23 protein-coding genes and 1 pseudogene are annotated in these 26341 nt (G+C 73.3%); 5 read left to right on the top strand and 19 right to left on the bottom strand.

Annotated features, from left to right (window positions below; genetic code table 11):
• Nucleotides 1–25 precede the first annotated feature (25 nt).
• A complete protein-coding gene (locus ACFYT9_RS02015) occupies nucleotides 26–1099 on the bottom strand; it encodes a PfkB family carbohydrate kinase (protein ID WP_387270613.1) in 1074 nt (357 codons plus the stop codon).
• 419 nt (nucleotides 1100–1518) lie between these two features.
• Here ACFYT9_RS02015 and ACFYT9_RS02010 point away from each other — a divergent pair, with 419 nt between their 5' ends.
• Nucleotides 1519–2859 carry an MFS transporter gene (locus ACFYT9_RS02010; RefSeq protein ID WP_389160331.1) on the top strand — a complete coding sequence of 447 codons (1341 nt, stop codon included), beginning with the start codon at nucleotides 1519–1521 and terminating at the stop codon, nucleotides 2857–2859.
• 5 nt (nucleotides 2860–2864) lie between these two features.
• On the opposite strand, the gene ACFYT9_RS02005 is transcribed toward ACFYT9_RS02010, so the two are convergent.
• The 9 genes from ACFYT9_RS02005 to hrcA all read right to left on the bottom strand — a co-directional run bounded on the left by ACFYT9_RS02005 (nucleotide 2865) and on the right by hrcA (nucleotide 12029).
• Entirely contained in the window at nucleotides 2865–3860 is a 996-nt protein-coding gene (locus ACFYT9_RS02005) for an adenosine deaminase (RefSeq protein WP_389160329.1), read from the bottom strand.
• Between the two features lie 10 nt (nucleotides 3861–3870).
• Nucleotides 3871–4773: a ribonuclease Z gene (locus ACFYT9_RS02000; protein WP_376599137.1), complete on the bottom strand. Its 903-nt coding sequence runs from the start codon at nucleotides 4771–4773 to the stop codon at nucleotides 3871–3873.
• A gap of 4 nt (nucleotides 4774–4777) precedes the next feature.
• On the bottom strand, nucleotides 4778–5137 hold the full coding sequence (locus ACFYT9_RS01995; RefSeq protein WP_376599136.1) for a histidine triad nucleotide-binding protein: 360 nt from the start codon (nucleotides 5135–5137) through the stop codon (nucleotides 4778–4780).
• 59 nt (nucleotides 5138–5196) lie between these two features.
• A complete protein-coding gene (locus ACFYT9_RS01990) occupies nucleotides 5197–6324 on the bottom strand; it encodes a tetratricopeptide repeat protein (protein ID WP_389160327.1) in 1128 nt (375 codons plus the stop codon).
• A complete protein-coding gene (locus ACFYT9_RS01985) occupies nucleotides 6321–7694 on the bottom strand; it encodes an AAA family ATPase (RefSeq protein WP_389160325.1) in 1374 nt (457 codons plus the stop codon). Before ACFYT9_RS01985 ends, ACFYT9_RS01990 begins: the two co-directional genes overlap by 4 nt.
• A 141-nt stretch (nucleotides 7695–7835) precedes the next feature.
• On the bottom strand, nucleotides 7836–8579 hold the full coding sequence (locus ACFYT9_RS01980) for a 16S rRNA (uracil(1498)-N(3))-methyltransferase (protein WP_389160322.1): 744 nt from the start codon (nucleotides 8577–8579) through the stop codon (nucleotides 7836–7838).
• Nucleotides 8576–9664 (bottom strand): nitronate monooxygenase, encoded by a 1089-nt coding sequence (locus ACFYT9_RS01975; protein WP_389160319.1) that lies wholly within the window; start codon nucleotides 9662–9664, stop codon nucleotides 8576–8578. Before ACFYT9_RS01975 ends, ACFYT9_RS01980 begins: the two co-directional genes overlap by 4 nt.
• A gap of 205 nt (nucleotides 9665–9869) precedes the next feature.
• The gene (gene dnaJ, locus ACFYT9_RS01970) at nucleotides 9870–11009 is read right to left on the bottom strand and encodes a molecular chaperone DnaJ (RefSeq protein ID WP_376599126.1); all 1140 of its coding nucleotides are present in this window, start codon (nucleotides 11007–11009) and stop codon (nucleotides 9870–9872) included.
• Entirely contained in the window at nucleotides 11010–12029 is a 1020-nt protein-coding gene (gene hrcA / locus ACFYT9_RS01965) for a heat-inducible transcriptional repressor HrcA (protein WP_319013895.1), read from the bottom strand.
• A 138-nt stretch (nucleotides 12030–12167) separates the two neighbouring features.
• Here hrcA and ACFYT9_RS01960 point away from each other — a divergent pair, with 138 nt between their 5' ends.
• Nucleotides 12168–12905 carry an MBL fold metallo-hydrolase gene (locus ACFYT9_RS01960; protein ID WP_387270566.1) on the top strand — a complete coding sequence of 246 codons (738 nt, stop codon included), beginning with the start codon at nucleotides 12168–12170 and terminating at the stop codon, nucleotides 12903–12905.
• 10 nt (nucleotides 12906–12915) lie between these two features.
• On the top strand, nucleotides 12916–13722 hold the full coding sequence (locus ACFYT9_RS01955; RefSeq protein WP_376599120.1) for a DUF3097 domain-containing protein: 807 nt from the start codon (nucleotides 12916–12918) through the stop codon (nucleotides 13720–13722).
• Between the two features lie 151 nt (nucleotides 13723–13873).
• On the opposite strand, the gene hemW is transcribed toward ACFYT9_RS01955, so the two are convergent.
• The 3 genes from hemW to lepA all read right to left on the bottom strand — a co-directional run bounded on the left by hemW (nucleotide 13874) and on the right by lepA (nucleotide 19123).
• Entirely contained in the window at nucleotides 13874–15115 is a 1242-nt protein-coding gene (gene hemW, locus ACFYT9_RS01950) for a radical SAM family heme chaperone HemW (protein ID WP_389160315.1), read from the bottom strand.
• 37 nt (nucleotides 15116–15152) lie between these two features.
• Entirely contained in the window at nucleotides 15153–17030 is a 1878-nt protein-coding gene (locus ACFYT9_RS01945) for an AMP-dependent synthetase/ligase (protein ID WP_376599116.1), read from the bottom strand.
• 224 nt (nucleotides 17031–17254) lie between these two features.
• Entirely contained in the window at nucleotides 17255–19123 is a 1869-nt protein-coding gene (lepA, locus tag ACFYT9_RS01940; RefSeq protein WP_376599114.1) for a translation elongation factor 4, read from the bottom strand.
• Nucleotides 19124–19330: 207 nt separating this feature from the next.
• On the opposite strand from lepA, the gene rpsT reads away from it, so the two are divergent.
• Complete coding sequence (rpsT, locus tag ACFYT9_RS01935) at nucleotides 19331–19597, top strand: 30S ribosomal protein S20 (protein ID WP_093876150.1); 267 nt, start codon at nucleotides 19331–19333, stop codon at nucleotides 19595–19597.
• Nucleotides 19598–20551: 954 nt separating this feature from the next.
• Here rpsT and holA read toward each other — a convergent pair.
• Entirely contained in the window at nucleotides 20552–21547 is a 996-nt protein-coding gene (gene holA / locus ACFYT9_RS01930) for a DNA polymerase III subunit delta (RefSeq protein ID WP_376595672.1), read from the bottom strand.
• 76 nt (nucleotides 21548–21623) lie between these two features.
• Here holA and ACFYT9_RS01925 point away from each other — a divergent pair, with 76 nt between their 5' ends.
• A complete protein-coding gene (locus ACFYT9_RS01925) occupies nucleotides 21624–21866 on the top strand; it encodes a hypothetical protein (RefSeq protein WP_387270573.1) in 243 nt (80 codons plus the stop codon).
• Nucleotides 21867–21879: 13 nt separating this feature from the next.
• Here the strand turns inward: ACFYT9_RS01925 and ACFYT9_RS01920 are convergent, their stop codons facing one another.
• The 5 genes and pseudogenes from ACFYT9_RS01920 to ACFYT9_RS01900 form a co-directional block, all read right to left on the bottom strand.
• Complete coding sequence (locus ACFYT9_RS01920; protein ID WP_387270575.1) at nucleotides 21880–22773, bottom strand: YceI family protein; 894 nt, start codon at nucleotides 22771–22773, stop codon at nucleotides 21880–21882.
• 104 nt (nucleotides 22774–22877) lie between these two features.
• On the bottom strand, nucleotides 22878–23705 hold the full coding sequence (locus tag ACFYT9_RS01915) for an arylamine N-acetyltransferase (RefSeq protein WP_389160310.1): 828 nt from the start codon (nucleotides 23703–23705) through the stop codon (nucleotides 22878–22880).
• Between the two features lie 27 nt (nucleotides 23706–23732).
• Entirely contained in the window at nucleotides 23733–24998 is a 1266-nt protein-coding gene (locus ACFYT9_RS01910; RefSeq protein WP_389160307.1) for an MFS transporter, read from the bottom strand.
• Nucleotides 24999–25003: 5 nt separating this feature from the next.
• Nucleotides 25004–25627: a helix-turn-helix domain-containing protein gene (locus ACFYT9_RS01905; RefSeq protein WP_389160304.1), complete on the bottom strand. Its 624-nt coding sequence runs from the start codon at nucleotides 25625–25627 to the stop codon at nucleotides 25004–25006.
• An 89-nt stretch (nucleotides 25628–25716) separates the two neighbouring features.
• Nucleotides 25717–26319, bottom strand: a pseudogene (locus ACFYT9_RS01900) (ComEC/Rec2 family competence protein); the annotation flags it as partial.
• Nucleotides 26320–26341: the final 22 nt, after the last annotated feature.

The following is a 26341-nucleotide window of genomic DNA, read 5'->3' as shown; positions in this document are numbered from 1 at the left end:
CTGGTACCGGTGTGTCCGAAGCGGTTTACGGGACGGCCGCCCGGAAGCCGATGGTGGGCACCGCGCGGCGGGGCGGCCAGGGACGGGCGGGGGCCGGGAGGAGGTCCTCCAGGAATGCGTAGCGGGCCCGCAGCGCCTCGGGGTCCTGGCGGTCGTCGTGCTGGACGTGCTGCCACCAGGCGGCGACCTCGGCCCAGGTGGGGGCGGAGAGGGAGCCGCCGAACTCCTGGACGGAGAGGGCGGCGGTGAGGCCGGCGAAGGCGAGCCGGTCGGCGAGCGGCCAGTCGGCGAGGGTGCCGGTGACGAAGCCGGCGACGAAGACGTCGCCGGCGCCGGTGGGGTCCAGCGCCTCGACGCGGATCGCGGGGACCTCGGCGGTCTCTCCGGTGGCGCCGTCCACGGCGTACGCGCCCTCGGCACCGAGGGTGACCACGGCGTAGCGGACCTTGTCGGCGAGCGCGCGGGCGGCGGCGCGGGGGCACTCGGTGCGGGTGTAGCGCATCGCCTCGGCGGCGTTGGGCAGGAACGCCTCGCAGTGCTCCAGGTCGGGCAGGGCCGCCAGGTCCCAGCGGCCGGTGTCGTCCCAGCCGACGTCGGCGAAGACCCGGGCGCCGTCACGGGCGGCGCGGGCGACCCACTCCTCGGTGCGGCCGGGGGCGAGGGAGGCGACGGCGGCGCGGGCGAACGGCGGGTGGACCGCGGTCCCGTCGGCGTGGGGGGCCTCGTGGCCGTGCGAGACCATCGTGCGCTCGCCCTCGTAGGCCATGGAGACGGTGACCGGGGAGTGCCAGCCCTCGACGGTGCGGGAGAGCGAGAGGTCGATGCCCTCGCCCTGTTCGAGGGCGTCCCAGCAATACTCGCCGTAGTGGTCGTCGCCGAAGGCGGCGGCGAGGGAGGTGCGCAGGCCGAGCCGGGCGAGGGCGGTGGCCATGTTGGCGACGCCGCCGGGGCTGGAGCCCATGCCGCGGGCCCAGGACTCGGTGCCGCGGACGGGGGCGCTGTCGAGGCCGGTGAAGACGATGTCAAGGAAGACGGTGCCGGTGAGGAAGACGTCGCAGGCCGGGTCGGCGGGCTCGCGGACGGTCTCCAGCGGGTCGATGCCGGCGTCGGGGCGGGCGTCGGGGCGGGCCGGGTCCGGGTACGGCGTTCCGCGCCGGTCCCGGTCCGGGTGCGGCGTTCCGCGTCGGCCCTGGTCCTCGTACGCGTCCGTGGACCGCTCTTCGCGCTGGTCTCCGCTGGCTGTGCTCACGGCGAACTCCCCGGTCGTGGTGCGGCGGGATCGGCACCGGGTGCCGATCCGGACAGTGTGCCCGATGGGGCCGGGGGGACGGCGGTGACGCGACGGAACGCCGCTGCCTACCCCGACCCACCCACTCCAAACCGATTGTGTCCTGTATCACAGGATGAATCGGGGGAGAGCACCTTCTCCGCCCATTCGGTTGCTTGATACACATGGTGCCGCGACCCCGTGGATCACCGGGCGCCGTCTCATTCCCCCGTTCAGTTCCTGGAACGCCCATGCCGTCGCGCCCGCGCGCCCGTGGGGCGCTCGTCGCCCTCGTCGCCCTCTTCTCGGCCGGATATCTCGCCCCGTACCTGCTGCCGACCGTCGTCGGCCGGCTCGCCGCCGGACTCGGCCTCGGCCCGTCCCAGGCCGGCCTGGTGGGTTCGGTGCTGCTGCTCGGCTCCGCCTCCGCCGGATTCACGCTCGCCGCGCGCGTGGAACGGATCGGCCCGCGCCGGGCGGCCCGCCTCGGGCTGCTCGCGATGGCCCTGGGGTACGGCTCCGCCGCAGCGACCGGCACCCTGCCGCTGGTGGTGGCCGGGGTGGTGCTCGGCGGCTTCGGCTCGGGCACGGCGACGGCGGTGGCGGCCTCCGGGATCGCCGGCCGGCCGGACCCGCAGCGGGCCTCGACGCTGGGCCTGCTGTCGGTCTCGGCCACGGCCGGCGCTCTGTACCTGACGCTGCCGCGGCTCGGCGGCGGCCACTCCCTGCCGCTCCTGGCCCTCGCCGCGGCCGCCGTCCTGGTCTGGCCGGTGACGGGCCGGCTGCCGGGCGCCACGCGCGCGTGGCGGGGTGCCCCCTCCGTCACGGAGCCCGCCGGCCCGCTGCCGTACCGCCGGGCCGGGGCGGTCCTCGCCGGCTGCATCGTGTGCTGGTCCCTCGCCCAGAACGCCCTCTGGGGCGTGAGCGGCCGGATCGGCACCGGGCAGGCCGGGCTGTCCGAGGTGACCGTGGGCGCGGTCTTCGCCCTGGCGCTCGGCGCGGGCCTCGCGGGCGTCACGGCCGCCGGGGCCCTCGGCTCGCGGCTCGGCCGGGCCGTGCCGATCGGCGCGGGCACGGTCCTGATCGCGGTCTGCGTGCTGCTCAGCTCGACCGCGGGCGGCCTGGCGTCCTTCGCGACCGGCGAGATCCTCTGGAACACCGTCTACCCGGTGGTCCTCTCGTACCTCCTCGGCCTCGCCGCCTCCCTCGACCCGCGCGGCCGCTGGGCCGTCCTGGTCGGCTCGGCGTCCTCCCTGGGCACCGCCTGCGGCCCGCTGGCCGGCAGCGTCCTCTCGGAGACCGCCGGCTACCCGGGCATGGGCGCGGTCCTCGCCGCGCTCCTTCTCCTGGTGGCCGCCCCGATGGCGGCGGTGGCGCGGCACGCCTCGGGCCGCCCCCTGGTCCCCGGCTCGATCCGCCGCCGCGGCGGCGCGCCCGCGGCCTTCATGGCGGGCGCGGCCCCGGCGACGACGGCGCTCCTCCCCCAGGTCGGCGCCCCCGAGCAGGAGATCGCCCCGATCCCGCCGCCGGCGACCGGCGCGCGCCGCACCCGGTCGGCCTTCCGCCTGGCCCGTCCGACGGGCCGGGGCTGAGCGGGTCAGGCGGGGAAGTCGTACGCCTCGACCTCGGCCAGGTACCGCGCCCGACGCGGCTCGTCGTCCTCCAGGAAGGAGGCCTCGAAGGACTGGCGGGCCAGGGTGCGCAGCTGCTCGGGGTCGAGCGACAGCGCCTGGCGCACCGCGTCGTAGTTGTCTCCGGCGTAGCCGCCGAAGTACGCGGGGTCGTCGGAGTTGACGGTGACCAGGAGTCCCGCGTCCAGCATGGCCCGCAGCGGATGGTCGGCGAGGGTGTCGATGACCCGGAGCCGCACGTTCGACAGCGGGCAGAGCGTGAGCGGGATCCTCTCGCGGACGAGGCGGGCGACCAGCTCCGGGTCCTCCATGGACCGCAGCCCGTGGTCGATCCGCTCCACGCCGAGGACGTCGAGGGCCTCGCTGACGTACGCCGCCGGGCCTTCCTCGCCCGCGTGCGCGACGCGCCGCAGACCGAGCCGGGCGGCCTCCTCGTACACCGCGCGGAACTTGGCCGGCGGGTGGCCGACCTCCGCGGAGTCGAGGCCGACGCCGGTGATCCGGTCCAGGTACGGCTTGGCGGACTCCAGGGTGGCGAGTGCCGACTCGGCGGACTCGTCGCGCAGGAAGCACATGATCAGCCGGGTGGAGATCCCGTACCGCTCCTCGGAGCGGTCGAGGGAGGCGCCCAGGCCCTCGATGACGGTGGCGAAGGGGACGCCTCGCGCCGTGCGTGCCTGCGGGTCGAAGAAGATCTCGGCGTGCCGGACGCCCTGCGCGGCGGCCCGCTCCAGGTAGGCGTCGGCGAGCGCGGTGAAGTCCTCGGGGGTGCGCAGGACCGCCATCAGGGCGTAGTAGAGGTCCAGGAAGGACTGGAGGTCGCCGAAGCGGTAGGCGGCGCGCAGCTCCTCGGTGTCGGCGAAGGGGAGGTCGACGCCGTTGCGGGCGGCGAGCGCGAAGGCCAGCTCGGGTTCGAGGGTGCCCTCGATGTGGAGGTGCAGCTCAGCCTTGGGGAGGGGCATGGGTGGTGCTCTATCTCTTCGGTACGGGGACCCTCATGAGGTCCTGGGCAATGCTCAGCTCGCCCTCGAATCCGGCGGCGCGGGCCTGCCGTTCGAACTCCGACGGGTCGGAGTAGCGCTGCGAGAAGTGGGTGAGGACGAGGTGCCGGACGCCCGCGTCGCGGGCGGCGGCGGCGGCCTGTCCGGCGGTCAGGTGGCCGTGGTCCTCGGCGAGCCGGACGTCCTCGTCGAGGAAGGTCGACTCGATGACCAGCATGTCGGTGCCCTCCGCGAGGGCGTGCACGCCGTCGCAGAGGCGGGTGTCCATGACGAAGGCGAAGCGCTGGCCGCGCCGGACCTCGCTCACCTCCTCCAGACCGACCCCGCGGAGGCTGCCCTCGCGCTGGATGCGGCCGATGTCCGGTCCCGCGATGCCGTGGGCGGCGAGCCGCTCGGGGAGCAGCCGGCGCCCGTCGGGCTCGACGAGCCGGTAGCCGAAGGACTCGACGGGGTGGGAGAGCCGGCGGGCCTCCAGGGTGAAGGCGTCGGTGACGGCGAGGACGCCGTCCTCCGCGACCGGCGCCTCCGTCAGCTCGACGGACTCGCGGTAGGCGGTGGCGTACCGCAGCCGTTCGAAGAAGTGCCGTCCGCTCGCCGGGAAGTGGGCGGTGACCCGGTGCGGGACCTGGTCGAGGTTGATCCGCTGGATCACCCCGGCCAGGCCCAGCGAGTGGTCGCCGTGGAAGTGCGTGACGCAGATCCGGTTCAGGTCGTGCGCGGCGACCCCGGCGCGCAGCATCTGGCGCTGGGTGCCCTCGCCGGGGTCGAAGAGGAGGCCGTGGCCGTCCCAGCGCAGCAGGTACCCGTTGTGGTTGCGGTGCCGGGTCGGGACCTGGCTGGCGGTGCCGAGGACGACCAGTTCGCGGACGGACACGTGCTTATCCGGGGGGCCAGTTGAGGCCGCGTCCGCCCAGCACGTGCGCGTGCGCGTGGAAGACGGTCTGGCCGGCGCCGGCGCCGGTGTTGAGGATGATCCGGTACCCGCTGCCGTCCACCTTCTCCTGCTCGGCGACCTCGCCGGCCTCGCGGAGCACGTCGGCGGCGACGTCCGGCGCGGCGGCGGCGAGCGAGGCGGCGTCCGGGTAGTGGAGGCGCGGGATGACGAGCACGTGGGTGGGCGCCTGCGGGTTGATGTCGCGGAAGGCCAGCGTGGTCTCGGTCTCACGGACGAGCGTCGCCGGCACCTCCCCCGCCACGATCTTGCAGAACAGGCAGTCGCTCTGCGGCTCTCCGGCCATGCTGCGGGCCTCCTCGCCCTCGGTGGTCAGTACGTGCGCATGCTATCCGGCGGCTTCGGTCAGTCCTTGGGCATCCGCCGGTTGAGGGCCGAGCGGCTCACCCAGTACGTGATGACGACGGCCCAGAAGAGGGTGATCCCGAGGAACCCGGTGTCGTAGGTCCACAGCGCCATGGTGACGGCGGAGAACAGGCCGAGGAGCCCGACGGCGGCGGCCATCGCGAGCACCGGCCGGCAGGTGCGGGCGACGAGCAGCAGCGGGCGGCGCAGCCGCGGCGGGACCCGGCGGGCGATCCACACGGCCCAGCCTCCCCAGGCGCCGGCGAGCACGGCGGCCCCGATGACGAGGGGCACGACCGCGTCGGCGCCGGTCGCGCCGGTACGGGCCGGGGCGGCGCCGATCGCGGAGGCGAGGAAGCCGAGCATGGCGACCCAGCGGGCGCCGGCGGCGGTGCCCCAGGCCATCGCCTCCAGGTTGTAGCGGGCCTTGCGGTCGTCGAGGTCGAGCGCGGCGGAGGTGACGAAGCCCTCGGCGGCCTGGGTCCAGGCCCCGCGCCGGAACCAGCGGCGGCGCAGTCTCAGCAGGGAGAGGTTGTTGTGGGCCTCGCTGCTCTGCGGGTTGAGCCGCAGGGTCGTCTCGTACGCCTGCCGGGCGGTGGCGTGGTCGCCGCGCCGCTGGGCGGTGAGGCCGACGAGGAAGTGGGCGGCGTCCTCCTCCGGGCCGAGGGCGACGGCGGTTCTGGCGGCCTCGTAGGCGGCGGCGCGGCGGGCCCGGTCGCGGCCGCCGCCGGCCTCGGCGGTCTCGGCGAGCGCGGTGCCGAGCGCGTAGTGGCTGCCCCAGAAGTCCGGGGCGAGTTCGACCGTGCGGCGGGCGGCGGCCTCGGCGTCGCCGTACCGCTTGAGGGCGAGCAGGACCTGGGTGCGCATCAGGTGCGCCATGACCAGTTCGGGCTCGGCGCGCAGGGCCTGCTCGACGGCGGCGAGGGCGGCGGGATGGTCGCCCGCCCGGTGCAGACAGCGGGCCAGCAGGGTGAGGGCGTCGGCGTCCTCGGGGGCACCGGCGAGGTGCCGGGCGGCGAACTCCCCGGCCTGCTCGTAGCGGCCGGCCTCGTACAGCGCCTCGGCCCGGGCGAGCGCGGAGGGCGCTGCGGGGGTGGAGGGCGTGGCGGGGGTGCCTGGGGTGGTCACAGCTTGCGCTTCCGCTTCAGGTAGGCGAGCAGGTCGTCGTAGAGACCGCCCTCGTTGGCGAACATGGCGACGTTCCTGGCGGAGGCGAACCAGGGTTCGGTGGAGGGCCGGAGCTGCTTGGCGGCGGCGAGCAGGTCCTTGGTGGTGATGAGCCGGACGGAGCCGGTGCGGGCGGAGTCGAGGAGGGCGGCCTCGGCGGCGGTCTCGCACAGGTGGGCGAGGTCGGCGCCGGAGAAGTCCTCGGTGACCTTGACGAGCTTGCCGAGGTCGACGGCCTCGATGGGCCGGTCGCGCAGGTGGTAGCGGAGGATCGCCTCGCGGGCGGGGGCGTCCGGCGGGAGGACCAGCAGGGTGCGGTCGAGGCGGCCGGGACGGCGCAGGGCGAGGTCGACGTCCCACGGCACGTTGGTGGCGGCGAGGACGAAGACACCTTCGTTGCCCGCGCCGGAGGCGATGCCGTCGAGCTCGGTCAGGAGCTGGTTGACGACGTTGCGGAGGCCGTTGTTGTGGGTGCGGGAGCGCTTGCCGCCGAGGGCGTCCAGCTCGTCGAGGAAGACGACGCAGGGAGCCTGCCTGCGGGCGGTCTCGAAGATGTCGTGGATGTTCTTCTCGGAGGCCCCGATCCACATGTCGAGGACGTCGGAGAGCGAGACGGTGAGGAAGCTCGCGCCGAGTTCGCCGGCGACGGCCCGGGCGATGAAGGTCTTGCCGCAGCCGGGAGGACCGTAGAGGAGGAGTCCGCCGCGGAGCGACTTGCCGTAGAGGCGGCGGAGTTCGGGGTTGCGCATGGGGGCGAGGAAGGCGGCTTCGAGCCGGTCCTTGACGTCCGTCATGCCGCCGACGTCGGCGAGGCGCACGGCTCCGGGCGCGTCCACGTCCCAGGCGGCCGCGTCCCCGGCGAGCCCGTCCCCGCCCTCGGCCTGCGGCTCCTCCAGGAACCGCGGCCCGACCACGTCCGACACCTGCTCCTCGGCGGCGGCCCAGTCGAAGGAAGGCCTCGGCTCACTGGGCGCCTGCGGAGCCTGCGGGGCCTGCGGGGCCTGAGGCGCCTGCTGTACGGGGGCGGGCGCGGGGGCCTGCGGGGCCTGCGGGGCCTGCGGGGCCTCGGGCCGTACGACCGGGGGCTCCGGCGCGGGTGCGGGCGGGACGGCGGGGGCGGCCGGCGCCATCCCCATGGCGCGGACCATCAGCGCCCGGGCGTCGGCGTCCCCCGGCGCGTGCTGGAGCGCGACGGCGGCCTCCGTGACGGCCTCGTCGTTCCGCCCCTCCGCGAGGAGGAGTTCGGCGAAGTGGAGGCGCAGGGGCACGTCGCCGGGCGCGGCGGTGATCGCGGCGCGCAGACTGCGGAGGAGGGGGGACTCGTCGGCCATACGGGTCAGCCTAGAAAAGACCTCGGACACATGGACAGCGGGTCCCCCACTCTGTGGACAACCGCCTCCCGGCACCACCCTGTGGACAACCGTCCTCCGTGGGGTCCCGCGGGGCTGGCAGGACCTTCGCGATGGGCGGCCCTAGCTCCAGCGGCCGGTGCGGCCGAGGACGAGCGCGGTGGCGGCCGTGCCCGCCGTGGAGGTGCGCAGGACGCTGCGCCCGAGCCGGTACGGCTTCGCCCCCGCCGCCTCGAAGGCGGCCAGCTCCTCGGGGGACACTCCGCCCTCGGGGCCGACGACGAGCACGATCGAGCCGGTCGCGGGGAGTTCGGCGGTGGCGAGGGCGCCGCTGGGGTGGTCGCGGTCCTCGTGCAGCACGGCCGCGAGGTCGGCGCCGGCGAGGAGCGCGGCGACCTGCTTGGTGGTCATGAGGTCGGCGACCTCGGGGAAGCGGGTGCGGCGGGACTGCTTGCCGGCCTCGCGGGCGGTGGAGCGCCACTTGGCGAGCGCCTTGAGGCCGCGGTCGCCGCGCCACTGGGTGATGCAGCGGGAGGCCGCCCACGGCACGATCGCGTCGACGCCGGTCTCGGTCATGGTCTCGACGGCGAGTTCGCCGCGGTCGCCCTTGGGGAGGGCCTGGACGACGGTGATCCGGGGCTGCTCCTGAGGGTCCTCGTGGTCCGCGGTCACCTCCACGGTGAGCCGGTCCTTGCCCTCGGTCTCCCGCGCCACGCACTGCGCCCAGCGGCCCCGGCCGTCGGTGAGGACGAGCTCCTCGCCGGCCTGGAGCCGCTTCACGGAGACGGCGTGCCGCCCCTCGGGCCCCTCCAGGACGAAGGTGCCGGCGCCGGGGACGGCGTCGACGACGAAGACGGGGGCGGTCATGAGGCACTCCTGGTGGCCGGGTCGGCGAGTTCGGTGAGGGCGGTGTCGAGTTCGGCGGCGAGCACCTCGACGAGCTCCCCGGCGGGCAGCTCACGGGCCAGCCGGTGGCCCTGGCCCGCCCACAGGGCCATGCCCTGGGCGTCGCCCGCGGTGGCGGCGGCCTTCCGCAGCGGGGCGGTGAGGTGGTGGATCTCGGGGTAGCCGGCGGGGGCGTACGGGCCGTGCTCGCGCATGAAGCGGTTGACGAGCCCGCGGGCCGGCCGGCCGGAGAACGCCCGGGTGAGGGCGGTGCGGTTGAACAGCGGGTCGGTCAGGGCCCGCTTGTGCAGCGGGTGCGCGCCGGACTCGGGGCAGACGAGGAAGGCGGTGCCGAACTGGGCGGCGGAGGCCCCCGCGGCGAGGACCGCGGCGATCTGCGCGCCGCGCATCAGGCCGCCCGCGGCGACGAGCGGCAGCGCCGTGGCCTCCCGGACCAGGGTGAGGAGCGCGAGGAGGCCGGTGCCGGGCTGCTCGTCGGCCGGGTCGTCGCGGTAGGTGCCCTGGTGGCCGCCCGCCTCCGTGCCCTGGACGCACAGCGCGTCGGCGCCGGCCGCCTGAGCCGTACGGGCCTCCGCGGCCGAGGTGACGGTGACGATCGTGTACGTACCGGCGCGGGCGAACGCCTGGAGGGTCTCCTGCTTCGGGCAGCCGAAGGTGAACGAGACGACGGGGACCGGGTCGTCCAGGAGGATCGCCAGCTTGGACTCGTACCCGTCGTCGCGGCCGTCGTCGGTCTCGCCGAGCGGCGTCTCGTACCAGCCGGCCTCCCCGGCGAGCTGGTGGCGGTAGACCTCGACGGCCGCGGGGTCCACCGAGGGGCCGGTCTGGGGCATGAAGACGTTGACGCCGAAGGGCTGTCCGGTCAGTCCGCGGACCTGCTTGATCTCCTGGTAGAGGCCGCCGGCCGTCTTGTACCCGGCGGCGAGGAAGCCGAGCGCGCCCGCCTCGCAGACGGCTCCGACGAGCGCGGGACTGGAAGCGCCACCGGCCATGGGGGCCTGCACGATCGGGTACCGGAAGAGATCGTTCAGCGCGGTGGTGGACATATGGGCATCGTGTCATGCCCCTTCCCGCCCAAGGGAAAGGGGCGGCACTCAGAGTGCCGCCCCTCTCACACACAGGGGTCATCCCCCTCCAGGGCCCATCGCCCGTTGAACGCGTCCTTCAGCCGCGAGAACAGCCCCTACTGGCCAGGCTGACTGTGCCGACCCGGGAGACAACCCCTGGACCCCCGGCACACGGACCACCCGCTCAGCGCCCGTTGAACGCGTCCTTCAGCCGCGAGAACAGCCCCTGCTGGCCCGGCTGGAACTGGCCCGTGGGGCGCTCCTCGCCGCGCAGCTTGGCCAGTTCGCGCAGGAGGCGCTCCTGCTCGGGGTCGAGCTTGCTCGGGGTCTGGACCTCGACGTGGACGATCAGGTCGCCGCGGCCGTTGCCCCGCAGGTGCGTGATGCCCCGGCCGTGCAGCGGGACCGACTGGCCCGACTGGGTGCCCGGGCGGATGTCGATCTCCTCCAGCCCGTCGAGCGTCTGCAGCTGCACCTTCGTGCCGAGCGCCGCCGCCGTCATCGGGAGGGTGACCGTGCAGTGCAGGTCGTCGCCGCGCCGCTGGAAGACCTCGTGCGGGGTCTCCTGGATCTCGACGTACAGGTCGCCGGCGGGGCCGCCACCGGGGCCGACCTCGCCCTCGCCCGCGAGCTGGATCCGGGTGCCGTTGTCGACACCGGCCGGGATCTTCACCGTCAGCGTGCGGCGCGACCGCACCCGCCCGTCGCCCGCGCACTCGGGGCACGCGGTCGGGACGACGGTGCCGAAGCCCTGGCACTGGGGGCAGGGCCGGGAGGTCATGACCTGGCCGAGGAACGACCGGGTGACCTGGGAGACCTCGCCGCGGCCGTGACACATGTCGCAGGTCTGTGCGGAGGTGCCGGGGGCGGCACCCTCACCCGAACAGGTGGTGCAGACGACGGCCGTGTCGACCTGGATGTCCTTGGTGGTGCCGAAGGCCGCCTCGTTGAGGTCGATCTCCAGGCGGATCATGGCGTCCTGGCCGCGCCGGGTCCGCGAGCGCGGCCCGCGCTGCCCGGCCGTGCCGAAGAAGGCGTCCATGATGTCGGAGAAGTTGCCGAAGCCACCGGCTCCGAAGCCGCCTCCGCCGCCCATGCCGCCGGAGGCGGAGAGCGGGTCGCCGCCGAGGTCGTAGACCTGCTTCTTCTGCGGGTCCGACAGCACCTCGTAGGCGGCGTTGATCTCCTTGAACCGCTCCTGCGTCTTCGGGTCCGGATTGACGTCCGGGTGAAGCTCGCGGGCGAGGCGCCGGAAGGCCTTCTTGATCTCGTCCTGGGACGCGTCGCGGCGTACGCCGAGTGTGGCGTAGTAGTCCGTGGCCACTTACGACTCCGCCAGGATCTGTCCGACGTAACGTGCCACTGCGCGTACCGCTCCCATCGTTCCGGGGTAGTCCATGCGGGTCGGTCCGACCACGCCGAGTTTGGCGACTGCCTCGCCGCCCGAACCGTAGCCGACCGAGACGACGGACGTGGAGTTCAGCCCCTCGTAGGCGTTCTCGTGCCCGATGCGTACGGTCATGCCCGATTCCTTGACCTCGCCGAGCAGCTTGAGGAGCACGACCTGCTCCTCGAGTGCCTCCAGGACGGGCCTGATCGTCAGGGGGAAGTCGTGTCCGAAGCGGGTGAGATTGGCGGTGCCGCCGATCATCAGCCGCTCCTCGTGCTCCTCCACGAGCGTCTCCAGGAGGGTCGCGAGCACGGTCGAGACCGTGGCTCGGTCCTCGGGCTCCTCGAAGGACTCGGGGAGGTCCTGCACCAGCTGCGGCACGTCGGCGAAGCGACGGCCTCCGACCCGGCTGTTGAGCCGGGCCCGCAGATCGGCGAGGGAGGTCTCGCCGAAGGGCGCCGGACAGTCGATCACCCGCTGCTCGACCCGCCCGGTGTCCGTGATCAGGACGAGCATCAGCCGGGCCGGGGCCAGCGACAGCAGCTCGACGTGCCGGATCGAGGAGCGGGTCAGCGACGGGTACTGCACGACGGCGACCTGCCGGGTCAGCTGCGCGAGCAGCCGCACCGTACGGCCCACGACGTCGTCGAGGTCCACGGCGCCGTCGAGGAAGTTGTGGATGGCGCGCCGCTCGGGGGTGGAGAGCGGCTTGACGCCGGCCAGCCGGTCCACGAAGAGCCGGTAGCCCTTGTCGGTGGGGATCCGGCCCGCGCTGGTGTGGGGCTGGGCGATGTACCCCTCCTCCTCCAGCACCGCCATGTCGTTGCGCACGGTGGCGGGGGACACGCCGAGCTTGTGGCGCTCGGTGAGCGCCTTGGAACCGACCGGTTCCTCCGTCCCGACGTAGTCCTGGACGATGGCGCGCAGCACCTCGAGTCTGCGTTCGCTCAGCACGCGCACACCTCCCGCTCCAGCCGTTCCGGTTGCTCCGCTTTTGGCACTCGCCCTGCCCGAGTGCCAGGAAACCCCCGGCCAGTGTACGGCCGGGCCCGTCGCTCCTGGCAAGGAGGCGGACCCGCTAGCGTCGGTGGCATGCACATCGACGAGGCCGTCTGGGCGGCTCAGGGATGGGAACGGCTCGCGGCGGGAGTGGGCCGGCGACGGCTCCCCGGCTGGGACGCGACGACCGGACTGGTCGTGGGGGAAGGGGCGGTGCTCCTGTACGACACGGGCTCCTCGCTCGCCGAGGGCGCCGCGATCCGGGCCCAGGCGGAGGCGATCGCCGGCGGGCGTCACGTGACGCACATCGCACTCGGCCATCCCCACTTCGACCACGTCCTCGGCACCGCCGCCTTCGCCGGCGCGGAGGTCTTCGGCGCGGTCGGCACCGACGAGCTCCTCGCCTCCGCCAGGACCCGCGCGGAGCTGTACGAGGACGCGGTGCGGCACGGGGCCGACGAGCGGGCCGCGGCGGAGGCGACGGAGGCGCTGGTGGCCCCGCGTCGCACCGTGACCGGCGAGTGGACCCTCGACCTGGGCGACCGGCAGGTCCTCCTCGCCAACGTGGGCCCCGGCCACACCGGCCACGACCTGGCCCTGCTGGTGCCGGGCGAGCGCGAGACCGTGTTCTGCGGCGATCTGGTCGAGGAGTCCGGCGCACCCCAGGCCGGCCCCGACGCGATCGGCACCCGCTGGCCCGACGCCCTCGACCGCCTCCTCGCCCTCGGCGGCGAGGACGCCCTCTACGTCCCCGGCCACGGGGCGGTCGTCGACGCGGCTTTCGTCCGACGCCAGCGCGATGAACTGGCACGCCGCTTCCAGGTGTCGTAGCGTCCCCGAAATGCGCAGCTACGACCCGGACCTGACGCCTCGGTGGAAGAAGCAGGCCCCCGCCCCCGAGGTCCCCGCCGAGCCGGACCTGGTGGTCGAGGAGGTCTCGACGGGCTTCTGCGGGGCCGTGATCCGCTGCGAGGCGGGCACGGTGACGCTGGAGGACCGCTTCGGCAAGCACCGCGTCTTCCCGATGGACCCGCGCGGCTTCCTCCTGGAGGGGCGCGTGGTGACCCTGGTCCGCCCCGCGTCCGGCGGACCCGCCCGCCCGGCCCGTACGGCATCCGGCTCGGTCGCCGTCCCCGGCGCACGCGCGCGCGTGGCGCGGGCGAGCCGCATCTACGTGGAGGGCCGCCACGACGCCGAGCTGGTCGAACGGGTCTGGGGCGACGACCTGCGCGTCGAGGGCGTGGTGGTGGAGTACCTGGAGGGCGTGGACCACCTCCCGGAGATCGTCGCCGACTTCGCCCCCGGCCCGGACGCCCGCCTCGGCGTCCTCGTCGACCACCTGGTCCCGGGCTCCAAGGAGTCCCGCATCGCCGAGCGGGTGAGCTCGCCCGACGTGCTGGTGGTGGGACACCCGTACATCGACATCTGGCAGGCGGTGAAACCGTCCGTCCTCGGCATCCGCGCCTGGCCGGAGGTCCCTCGCGGCCAGGACTGGAAGACGGGTACCTGCCGGGCCCTGGGCTGGCCCGCCGACAACACGGGCGCGATCTGGCAGGCCATCCTGAAGCGGGTCACGTCCTACAAGGACCTGGAGCCTGAACTGCTCGGCAAGGTCGAGCACCTGATCGACTTCGTGACGGCGGAGTAGCGCCGCCCCTCCCGGCCCCTGCGCGGTGCGCCTGGCCCGCGTGCGCCCGGCCCTCGTCCGCCCGGCCCGCGTGGCCCTCGGCTCTCGTCCGCCCGGCCCTCCGGGCCCTTGCCCGGTCGGCTCTCGTCCGCCCGGGCTCCGCGCCCCGGTCTCAGTCCACCAGGTCCCGCACCACCGCGTCCGCGAGCAGCCGCCCCCGGAGCGTCAGCACGGCCCGCCCCGCGGCGTAGGGCTCCGCGTCGAGCAGCCCGTCGGCCAGCGCCCGGCGCGACGCCGCGAGCCCCTGCTCCCGCAGCAGCTCCAGCGGGCACCCCTCCAGGAGCCGCAGCTCCAGCAGGATCCGCTCGACCCGCCGGTCCTCGTCCGACAGCAGCTCACGCCCCGCGCCCGGCGACTTCCCGGCCCCGAGCGCGGCGGCGTAGGCGCCGGGATGCTTGACGTTCCACCACCGCACGCCGCCCACGTGCGAGTGGGCACCGGGCCCGGCGCCCCACCAGTCGGCGCCGCGCCAGTACAGCTCGTTGTGGAGGCAGCGCCCCGCCTCGGAGGTGGCCCAGTTGGACACCTCGTACCAGGCGTACCCGGCCTTCTCGAACGCCTCGTCGGCGATCAGGTACCGGTCCGCGTGCACGTCGTCGTCGGTCATCGGCACCTCCCCGCGCCGGATCCGCCGCGCCAGCTGGGTGCCCTCCTCGACGATCAGGGCGTACGCGCTCACGTGATCGGGACCGGCCCCGATGGCCGCGTCCAGCGAGGCCCGCCAGTCGTCGTCGCTCTCGCCGGGGGTCCCGTAGATCAGGTCCAGGTTCACGTGGTCGAAGCCGGCCGCCCGCGCCTCCGCGACGCACGCCTCGGGCCGCCCGGGCGTGTGGGTGCGGTCGAGGATCTTCAGGACGTGCGGCCGGGCGCTCTGCATGCCGAAGGAGATGCGGTTGAACCCGCCGGCCCGCAGTTCCTCCAGGTAGGCGGGGTCCACGGACTCCGGGTTCGCCTCGGTGGTCACCTCGGCGTCGTCGGCGAGCCCGAACTCGTCCCGGATCGCCGCCAGCATCCGTACGAGGTCGCCGGCGGCCAGCAGCGTCGGCGTGCCGCCGCCGACGAAGACCGTCCGCACCGGCCGCGGGTCGTCGCCGAGCACCTTCCGGGCGAGCCGGACCTCCTCGACGACCTGCCCCGCGTAGTTGTCGCGCGAGGCGAGCACGCCTCCGGCACCGCGCAGCTCGCTCGCGGTGTAGGTGTTGAAGTCGCAGTAGCCGCACCGCGTGGCGCAGTACGGCACGTGCAGATAGAACCCGAGCGGCCGCTCCCCGGCCCCTTCCAGGGCGCGCGCGGGCAGCGCCCCGTCCTCGGGCATGGGCTCACCATCGGGCAGTACGGAAGGCATGGGGTCCATTGTCCCGCACCGCCCGAGGTGAAGGGTTCCGTGCCGGTCAGACCTCGCGGGACCCGGCGTACATCCCGTCGATGAGGTCCTTGTAGGTGCGCTCGACGACGGGGCGCTTCAGCTTCAGCGAGGGGGTGAGCTCGCCGTGCTCGATGTCGAGGTCGCGCGGGAGCAGGCGGAACTTCTTGATCGTCTGCCAGCGCTGGAGGCCCTCGTTGAGCCGGTCGACGTACCCCTGGATCAGCTTCTCGGTCTGCGGGGCGGCGACGACCTCGGCGTACGGCTTGCCGGCGAGGTCGTGGTCGGCGGCCCAGCCGAGGATGGAGGGCTCGTCGAGGGCGATGAGCGCGGTGCAGTAGTTCCGGTCGGCGCCGTGGACGAGGATGTTGGAGACGAACGGGCAGACGGCCTTGAACTGGCCCTCGACCTCGGCCGGGGCGATGTACTTGCCGCCGGAGGTCTTGATCAGGTCCTTCTTGCGGTCGGTGATCTTGAGGTATCCGTCGGCGGAGAGCTCGCCGATGTCGCCGGTGTGGAACCAGCCGTCGGCCTCCAGGACCTCGGCGGTCTTCTCGGGGAGGCCGTGGTAGCCCTCCATGATGCCGGGGCCGCGGAGCAGGATCTCGCCGTCGTCGGCGATGCGGACCTCGGTGCCGGGGAGCGGCTTGCCGACGGTGCCGGTGCGGTATGCCTCGCCGGGGTTGACGAAGGAGGCGGCGGAGGACTCGGTGAGGCCGTATCCCTCCAGGATGTGGATGCCGGCGCCGGCGAAGAAGTAGCCGATCTCGGGGGCGAGGGCGGCGGAGCCGGAGATGCAGGCGCGCAGCCGGCCGCCGAAGGCCTCGCGGATCTTGGCGAAGACGAGGGTGTCGGCGACCTTGTGCTTGGCGGTCAGGCCGAAGGGCGCGGAGGCGGTGCCGGTGCGGCGGAAGTTGTCCTGGGTGACCTTGGCGTACTCGCGGCCTACGCCGGCGGCCCACTGGAAGATCTTGTACTTGGCGCCGCCGGCGGCGCGGGCCTTGGCGGCGACCCCGTTGTAGACCTTCTCGAAGATCCGGGGGACGGCCGCCATGTAGGTCGGCTGGACCACCGGCAGGTTCTCGATGATCTTGTCGACGCGGCCGTCGACGGCGGTGACGTGCCCGACCTCGATCTGGCCGGAGGTGAGGACCTTGCCGAAGACGTGGGCGAGCGGCAGCCACAGGTACTGGACGTCGTCCTGGGTGACGAGTCCGGTGGCGGCGATGGCCTTGGCCATGTACGACCAGTTGTCGTGCGGCAGACGGACGCCCTTGGGGCGGCCGGTGGTGCCGGAGGTGTAGATGAGGGTGGCGAGCTGCTCGGCGGTGATCGCGGAGACCCGCTCCTTGACCGCCTCGGGGTGCTTCTCCAGGTACGCGGCTCCGCGCGCCTCCAGGTCGGCGAGGGTGAGGACCCACTCCTCGGAGGTGTCCGCGCCCTCGGCGTCGATGACGACGACGTGGTGGAGGCCGGGCAGGTCGGCGCGGCGCTCGACCGCCTTGGCGAGCTGGGCCGCGTCCTCGGCGATGAGCACCTTCGACTCGGAGTCGGCGAGGATGAAGGCGGACTCGTCGGCGTTGGTCTGCGGGTAGACCGTGGTGGTGGCGGCGCCGGCGCACATCACGCCGAGGTCGGCGAGGATCCACTCGACCCGCGTGGCGGAGGCGAGGGCGACCCGCTCCTCGGAGCGGATGCCGAGGTCGATCAGGCCGGCGGCGATGGCGAAGACGCGCTGCGCGGCCTGGCCCCAGCTGAGCGACTTCCAGTCGTCCGGTCCCGAGCCGGAGGCGGCGGGCACCGGATGGCGGTACGCCTCGGCGTCGGGGGTGCGCTCGACCCGTTCGAGGAAGAGCGCCGCGACGGAGGGCGGCCGGTTGTCGATCTGGGTCTGGTTGTCGCTCACGTCGTCCTCCGGGCGGCGGCATTGCCTGTTGGCGGTGCGGTGGTCGGTGCAACTACGACTGGGCGCGAGTACGGGTACGACGACTGCTGAGGCGTAACTAACTCGCGAGTAACCTTCGGGGGGCTTCAGATTAGAGCGCCGAGGTCCGGTACGTAAGGGCCTGTGGATAACGAACGGGTCCGCGCGCCGGTGGCACGCGGACCCGTTCGCTTCGGCCGGGGTGGCTACTTCTTGCTCTTGCCGCCGGACTCGTCGCTCGACAGGACGGCGATGAACGCCTCCTGCGGGACCTCCACGGAGCCGACCATCTTCATCCGCTTCTTGCCTTCCTTCTGCTTCTCCAGCAGCTTCCGCTTACGGGAGATGTCACCGCCGTAGCACTTGGCGAGGACGTCCTTGCGGATGGCGCGAATGGTCTCGCGGGCGATGACCCGGGAACCGATGGCGGCCTGGATCGGCACCTCGAACGCCTGCCGCGGGATGAGCTCGCGCAGCTTGGCGACGAGCCGCACGCCGTAGGCGTAGGCGGCGTCCTTGTGGGTGACGGCGGAGAAGGCGTCGACCTTGTCGCCGTGCAGCAGGATGTCGACCTTGACCAGGCTGGACGCCTGCTCGCCGGTGGGCTCGTAGTCCAGCGAGGCGTAGCCGCGGGTCTTCGACTTCAGCTGGTCGAAGAAGTCGAAGACGATCTCGGCGAGGGGCAGGGTGTAGCGGATCTCGACCCGGTCCTCGGAGAGGTAGTCCATGCCGATGAGCGTGCCGCGGCGGGTCTGGCAGAGCTCCATGATCGCGCCGATGAACTCGCTGGGCGCGAGGATCGTGGCGCGCACGACGGGCTCGTACACGTCGTCGATCTTGCCCTCGGGGAACTCGCTCGGGTTGGTGACCGTGTGCTCGCTGCCGTCCTCCATGACCACGCGGTAGACCACGTTGGGGGCGGTGGCGATGAGGTCGAGCCCGAACTCGCGCTCCAGGCGCTCCCGGATCACGTCCAGGTGGAGCAGGCCGAGGAAGCCGACGCGGAAGCCGAAGCCGAGGGCCGCGGAGGTCTCCGGCTCGTAGACGAGCGCGGCGTCGTTGAGCTGGAGCTTGTCGAGGGCCTCGCGGAGGTCGGGGTACTCCGAGCCGTCCAGCGGGTAGAGCCCCGAGAAGACCATCGGCTTCGGGTCCTTGTACCCGCCCAGCGCCTCGGTGGCGCCCTTGGACTGCGAGGTGATCGTGTCACCGACCTTGGACTGGCGGACGTCCTTCACGCCGGTGATGAGGTAGCCCACCTCGCCGACGCCGAGACCGTCGGACGCCGTCATCTCGGGGGACGAGACGCCGATCTCCAGCAACTCGTGGGTGGCGCCGGTCGACATCATCTTGATGCGCTCGCGCTTGTTGAGCTGCCCGTCGACGACACGGACGTAGGTCACGACGCCGCGGTACGAGTCGTACACGGAGTCGAAGATCATCGCGCGGGCGGGCGCGTCGGCGACACCGACGGGCGCCGGCACGTCCTTGACGACCCGGTCGAGCAGTGCCTCGACGCCGAGGCCGGTCTTGGCGGAGACCTTGAGGACGTCCTCCGGCTGGCAGCCGATGAGGTTGGCCAGCTCCTCGGCGAACTTCTCCGGCTGGGCGGCCGGGAGGTCGATCTTGTTGAGGACCGGGACGATCGTGAGGTCGTTCTCCATCGCCAGGTACAGGTTGGCGAGGGTCTGCGCCTCGATGCCCTGGGCGGCGTCGACCAGCAGGATCGTGCCCTCGCAGGCGGCCAGCGACCGCGACACCTCGTACGTGAAGTCGACGTGCCCGGGGGTGTCGATCATGTTGAGGATGTGCGTACGTCCCTGCTCCGGCCCCTCCGTGGGGGCCCAGGGCAGCCGGACCGCCTGGGACTTGATCGTGATGCCGCGCTCACGCTCGATGTCCATCCGGTCGAGGTACTGGGCGCGCATCTGCCGCTGGTCGACCACACCGGTCAGCTGGAGCATCCGGTCGGCGAGCGTGGACTTGCCGTGGTCGATGTGCGCGATGATGCAGAAGTTGCGGATCAGAGCCGGGTCGGTACGGCTCGGCTCGGGCACGTTGGTAGGAGTCGCGGGCACGCAGGGTTCTCGTCTCGGGCGATGTTCGGAACGGATACGTAGCCCCCATCGTCCCATGCCCGCGGCCAGGCGTCCGGTTCGGGCGGCCCGGGCCGCCGTTTGGGCGCTTGCGCGGGCGCCTGATAACGTGGACGGCTGTGTCTCGTGTGCCCTCTCAGCTGCGTGGCACATACCTGAAGAAACATCGAACCTGTAAAGGCTCTCTCAGTGGCGAACATCAAGTCCCAGATCAAGCGGAACAAGACCAACGAGAAGGCGCGCCTGCGCAACAAGGCCGTCAAGTCGTCGCTCAAGACCGCGATCCGCAAGGCCCGTGAGGCTGTCGCCGCCGGCGACCTCGAGAAGGCCACCGTGGCCACCCGTGCCGCCTCGCGTCAGCTCGACAAGGCCGTCTCGAAGGGTGTCATCCACAAGAACGCCGCCGCCAACAAGAAGTCGGCGCTGGCGATCAAGGTTGCCTCCCTCCAGGGCTGAGTCCGGATCTTCTGATCTCAGGCAGTACTCCGGCCGTACGGGACCCAGCGGACCCTCTCTACCGCTCCCGCCCGGCCACCCGGCCCGTACGCGAAACGCGTTCGCCACGCGTGTACGGGACCACAGGCGGTAACCCGAAGGCCCCGGCCGCTCCTTCCCCAGGACGCCCGGGGCCTTCGTGCTGCCCACCTTCCGCCGGCCCCGGCAGCCACGGACGGCCTCCGCACGGAAGCCTGGCCTGACGGCCACCTGCCCTGCGAGCCCCATCCCGGCGGACCTGACAAGCGCGGCACGCATCACGAACCGGGCGCGCGCGGCGAGCCTCGCGGGCTTCACGCGCACCACGAGTCGGGCACGCGCACCACGAGCCGGGCACGCCGGGCACTCGCCCCACGAGCCAGGCGCGCCCCGTGACCCCGGAACGCATCGCTGAGCCGTCGCGCACCGCGGGCCCGATCTTGGTGGGCCTCACGAGCCCGGCACGCTTCGCGGACCGGCCACGTTGAGGGCCCCACCTCGACCCCGTAGCGCGCCGCAGGCCCGAGCCTTGTGGGCCACGCGCGCGCAGCACGCTTCGCGGACCGGCCACGGTGGAGTGCGGCCCCACCGCGCGCCCGTCGCGCGCCGCGGGCCTGAGCCTCGTGCGCTGCGCGAGCGCAGTAACCATCGCGGGCCCGGGCCTGTGGGCCCCAAAAGGCCCGGCGCGCATCACCGGCGCGCGGGCACGGCCCGTAGGGTCCGGCGGACCGGTCCGGGCGGCCTCGGCCCGTCAGCCCCCGGCAGGGTTTCGGGAAGGGGTGGGGTGGGGGGCCTCGCAGACGGCGACCCACGACGACCCGCACCCGCGAACCGGCCGCCCCCGCACCGGACCACCGCACCGGACCACCGCGCCGCACTCCACCCGGAACCGCCCCGACAGGAAAGCCGCCCCGCCAGAGCAGACCGCCCGCCCCGTCAGCGCCCCCCGCGACCCGCCCGCGCGGCTCGCGCCACCGCGACGACCGCCTTCTCCAGGGCGTACTCGGGGTCGTCCCCGCCGCCCTTCACCCCCGCGTCCGCCTCCGCGACGGCCCGCAGGGCCATGGCGACGCCGTCCGGGGTCCAGCCCCGCATCTGCTGCCGCACCCGGTCGATCTTCCACGGCGGCATGCCCAGCTCGCGCGCGAGGTCGGCGGGCCGCCCTCCGCGCGCGGACGACAGCTTCCCGATCGCCCGCACCCCCTGCGCGAGCGCGCTCGTGATGAGCACGGGCGCGACCCCGGTCGAGAGCGACCAGCGCAGGGCCTCCAGCGCCTCCGCCGCCCGTCCCTCCACGGCCCGGTCGGCCACGTTGAAGGACGACGCCTCGGCCCGGCCGGTGTAGTACCGGCCGACGACCGCCTCGTCGATCGTCCCGTCGACGTCCGCCGTCAGCTGCGTGACCGCGGAAGCCAGCTCCCGCAGGTCGCTGCCGATGGAGTCGACGAGCGCCTGGCACGCCTCGGGCGTGGCGGACCGCCCGAGCGTCCGGAACTCCTGCCGGACGAAGGTCAGCCGCTCCGCCGGCTTCGTCGTCTTCGGGCAGGCCACCTCCCGCGCCCCCGCCTTGCGGGCCGCGTCGAGGAGTCCCTTGCCCTTGGCTCCGCCCGCGTGCAGCAGGACGAGCGTGATGTCCTCGACCGGCGCGTCGAGGTACCCCTTGACGTCCTTGACGGTCTCCGCGGAGAGGTCCTGCGCGTTGCGCACGACCAGCACCTTGCGCTCGGCGAAGAGCGAGGGGCTGGTGAGCTCGGCGAGCGACCCGGGCTGGAGCTGGTCGGGGGTGAGGTCCCGTACGTCCGTGTCGGCGTCGGCGGCGCGGGCGGCCGCCACCACCTCCCGGACGGCGCGGTCGAGGAGCAGGTCCTCCTGGCCCACGGCGAGCGTGACGGGGCCGAGGAGGTCGTCGCTGGAAGTCTTTCTGGTGGCCATCGCGATCCAGCATCCCACGGCCCACCGACAGCGGACCCCGGTGAGGCTCCGGCGCCGCCCGGGCGAGAATGGGCGGGTGAGTGAACGACACGTACTGGTGCTCCCCGACCGCGACGCCGCCGAGGAGGTGGCCGAGGAGCTGGCCGGCCGCTTCGGGGTGGCCGAGGAGCCGCAGCTGGTCAGGGACGCGCTGGCCGGCGAGGACGACGCCGAGGACGCGCAGTGGCTGGTGGTGGTCGAGGACCCGGGCGGCCGGCTCGACCCGTCGGCGCTGGACTCCTTCGCCGCCGAGTACGAGGGCTGGCTGGAGGCCCCCTGACCGGCCGGGTCCCCTAACGGCCGCCCTTCGGCACGATCTGGACGTCCAGATCGATGGAGATGCTGGAGCCGACGGCCGCGATGCCCCGCGCGAGCAGGGTCTGCCAGGTGAGGGTGAAGTCCTCGCGGTGGAGTTCGGTGGTGGCCCGGCAGGCGCAGCGCGGCTCGCCCTCGAGACCGCTGCCGAGGCCGAGGTACTGGGTGTCCAGCGTGACCGTGCGGCTGACGCCGTGGAGGCTGAGCGCTCCGGTGACGTTCCAGCGGGTGCCGCCCCGGTGGCTGAAACGCTCGCTGAAGAACTCGATGGTCGGGTGGACTCCGATGTCGAGGAAGTCGCTCGACCGCAGGTGGTCGTCGCGCATCTGGACGCCGGTGTCGATGGAGGCGGCGTCGATGACGACGTGCATCGCGGAGTGTTCCATGCGGTCGGCGATGCGTATCGCGCCGGCGAAGCCGTTGAACCGGCCGTGGATCCGCGCCAGTCCGATGTGCCGGGCCGTGAAGCCGATCTGGGAGTGGGTGGGGTCGATCTCCCAGTCACCCGGCTCGGGCAGCGGTGGCTGCGGGGCGACCTGGAGCAGGACGTCGCCGAGGTCGGCGTGGGCGCCCTGCTCCACCACGGCGGCGGCGTGGTGCGGGGTGTACCCGTCCGAGGTGACGGCGATCCGGTACTCGCCGGCCGGAACCGTGGCGAGGAGGGTGCCGTACGGATCGGTCTCCCCGCCCAGCACCTTGCGGCCGGCCGTGTCGGTGAGCGCGAACTCCGCCTGTCGCAGCGGCTCGTGCACGGGGTCGAGCACCCGGCAGCTCAGCACCCCGGCCGAGGCGGGCACGGCGACCCCTGCGAGGGCACCGCCCCGCCCGCCGGCCATGCCGTTCCCGCGCTTCCCGAAGAGACCACCGAACATCCTCAACGCACCCCCGTGCGACTCGTTCACTATGCAACGAGTTCGTATTCGATCACCCTTGAGGTGTTCGAGGCAAACGCGCTCTTCCTTCCGACACGTCCGAATTACGGTTTCCGCTTGCCCGGCCCCGGTACGACGGGCAGTTCGTCGAGCGTGATGCCGAACAGCTCCCGGTACGCCTCGCGCAGCTCCTCGTCCGTCCCGCACTCCCGCTCGACGCGCTCGCCGGCCACGGTCCGGTACAGCTTCCGGCCCCCGATGCTGACCCGGCCGTCCTCGGTGAGCAGCGAGCAGATCACCCCGCGGGTGAAGTGGGACTCCGGCGAGGTCCGGTGGTACCAGGCGCCCGCGGTGAAGTCCGCGAGCTCTCGCGGTCGCGGCTCCAGCCGGTACTGCGGCTTCCCGTCCCGCACCACGTCGAGGTCCCCTTCCGCCCCCGGGACCGCCACGATCACGAAGGTCCCCGAGGGGTCGGACTGCTCCCCTCGCTCGTCGAGGGCGAGCGGATGGTGGCTGTGGTCCCCGAAGCCCACGTCCGCCAGCAGGAGCTCCCCGTCGGCGGTCTCCACCCGCAGGGCCATGTGGTCGTACGGGATCCCCACCCGGCCGTCCGGGCCGAGGACCCGGGCCTGGAGCAGCTCGACCCGGTAGCCGAGCGCCCGGAGCAGAGCGGCGAAGGCGGCGTTCAGCTCGTAACAGAACCCGCCCCGCCGGGCCTCGACCACCTTGTCGACCAGCGCCTTCTCGTCGAGGACGATGTCCTGTCCGAGGTGGATGGACAGGTTCTCGAAGGGCACGGTGAGCAGGTGCCTCAGGTGCAGCTCCCGCAGCGCCTCGGCGTCGGCCCGGTCCGGCCGCCGGGCCCCGATGCGCTCCAGGTAGCGCCGCACGGAGGTGTCCGACAGCCCCGCGGTCTCTTCATGATCGGTCATACGGGCAGTCTGCCCGCCCGGTCGGCGTCAGGGGGTGGTGGCGTCCGGTTCCGTCTCCCGGGTGGGCAGTTCACGCATCCGCGGGAGTGGTGAGGGCAGGAGCCACAGGACCGCGAATACGGCGCCGACGGTGGCGACCCACAGGGTGGGACGGACGCCGATCGCCGTGCCCAGCACACCGCCGGCGAGGGCGCCGATCGGGCGGAAGCCGTGGTTGAGGGTGCGGAAGGCGCCCATGACCCGGGCCCGCATGGTCTCGGGTATGAGGGCCATCTGGAGGGATCCGGCGGCCACGTCGACGATCATGACTCCGGCGCAGGACAGGAACTCGGCGGCGAAGAGCACGCCCACCACGAGCGGAAGCGGCCCGTCGGCGGCGGGTATGAGGACCAGCGGCAGGGTGAAGCCCAGGGTGCCGGCGACGAGGGAGCCGCCGATGCCGATCCGGCGGACGACCGCTCCACTGCACGCCGCTCCGAGCAGACCGCCGACGGCCCCGGTGCCGAGCACCAGGCCGAGCAGTCCCGCGCCGAGACCGAGGTCCTTGGTGACGTAGAGGACGAAGAGGGTGTGGAACATGAAGTTGAAGAACTGGATGGTGCCGGCGGCGGCGAAGAGCGCCCGCATCGACGGCTCCCGCACCACCCAGCGGATGCCCTCCGTGAAGTGTCCCTTCGCCACGGGCGCCGGAGCGGGCTCGTCGGGCCGGATCCTGGCCAGGAAGCCGGCCGACACCAGATACGTGAGGGCGTCCGCCAGCAGCGCCAGGGGTGCGGTCAGGACCTGCACCAGGACGCCGCCGACGCTGGGCCCGGCGAGCCAGGCCATCGAACGGCTTCCGTTCACCAGCGAGTTGGCCTGGACGAAGCGCTCGGCGGGAACGAGGGACGCGAAGATCGTGGAGTTGCAGACCTCGAAGAGCACCGAGAGGGCGCCCACCCCGAGGGCGACCGCGTAGAGCTGGCCGAGCGCCAGCATGTCGAGCGCGTAGGCGACGGGCAGGGTGAGCAGCAGCGCGGCCCGCCCCAGGTCCGTGGCGATCATGATGCGCCGCCGGTCGGCCCGGCGGTCGACCCAGGCCCCGAAGGGCAGGTTGAGCAGCAGGGCCGGAAGGAGTTCGAGGGTCTTCAGCCAGCCCATCTGCGCGGCGTCGGCGCCGAGCACGAGCACGGCGGCGAGCGGCAGTGCCATGAGGGATATCTGGTCACCGACGAGCGAGACGGTCTGTCCCGTCCAGTAGCGGCGGAACGTCCGCTCGCGCAGCAGCGCCGGAACCCGCGCGGTGAGGGCCATCCCCGTCACTCCTCCTCTTCGTCGTTTCCGCCGTCCGGGTCCAGATAGGCGATCTTCATGAAGCTGACCGGCCGCGCGCCCGGGGGCCGGAGGGCCGGGTCGCCCTCGCGGTCCGCGTAGGCCCCGAGCAGTGCGTCGATCCGCTCACCGAGGGAGGCGAGCTCGGCGGGGGTGAGGTACACCAGGGCGTCGCCGAACAGCTCGGCCTCCCGCCACTCCTTCGAGATGCCCGCCCGGCTCTCCAGCACCTGGACGAACCGTCCGAAGTACCGCTCGGCGACGGCCACGTTGAGCTCGTCGGCCGCTTGGGCGACCGAGGGGTCGTCGCTGTAACCGGGCCACTCGGTGTACCGGGCGGTGGCCCGCCAGGGCTTCTCCCGGCCGCGTCCGCCGGGAGCCTCCTCCACGAGCCCGTACTTGGCGAGTATCCGCAGGTGGTACGAGCAGCTGGCCACCGATTCCCCGGTCAGCTCGGCGGCCCGGGTCGCGGTGAAGGGCCCGTGCCTGCGCAGCAGCCCGACGAGGGTCAGCCGCAGGGGGTGGGCGTAGGCCCGCAGGGCCCGGGGATCGGTCAGCTTGATGCTGTGGGCCTTCTCGCCCCCGGGCTGTTCCGCACTGTTCTCCCGCATGTTCTAAAGCTATCTATAGAAAGATTCCTTTACAAGCAGTTCTTTACATGGGCCTCGTCGCAAAGGCCCTTCCGCCGGCGGACCGTCGCTCACCACCCCCGCGCCACGGCGACCAGGCCGCTCCCCGCACCCGCCACCGCGATCGCCCCGTCCCGGTCGGTCCGCAGCACCCGCGCCCCACCGGCCCGCAACGCGGCCAGTGTCCGCGGCGACGGATGGCCGTACGGGTTGTCCCGCCCCGCCGAGACCAGTGCGAGGCGCGGCCGCACCCTCGCGGCCAGACCGGGGTCCTGGTGCGCGCTCCCGTGGTGGGCCACCTTCAGCACGTCCACCGCCCCCAGCTCCGGATGGGCCTGCCACAGGGCGCGCTGCGCCGGCGGCTCCAGATCCCCGAGGAGCAGCACACTCACCCCGCCCGGCCCACGGACGAGGAGCGTGACACTGGCGTCGTTCGGTCCGCCGCCGGCCGGCCCCGGCCCCGCCGGCGGCCACAGCACCCGCCACTCCAACGCCCCGGCCCGCCGCCGCTCCCCCGGCTCCGCCCGCACCACCGGCACCCCGGCGGCGCCCGCCGACCGACGGACGAACTCCGCCTGGCCGGGCGGCTCGTCGAGCCCCGTGACCTGGATCGCCCCCACGGCCCGCCCCTTCAACACCCCCGGCAGGCCGGCCACATGATCGGCGTGGGCATGTTCTTCGCGCTCGATGTGTCTC

The organism is Streptomyces sp. NPDC004435, from assembly GCF_042873895.1.
Taxonomy (GTDB): Bacteria; Actinomycetota; Actinomycetes; order Streptomycetales; family Streptomycetaceae; genus Streptomyces.
Note: the sequence above shows the minus strand (reverse complement) of the source record. Positions and strands in the feature narration are given on the sequence as shown.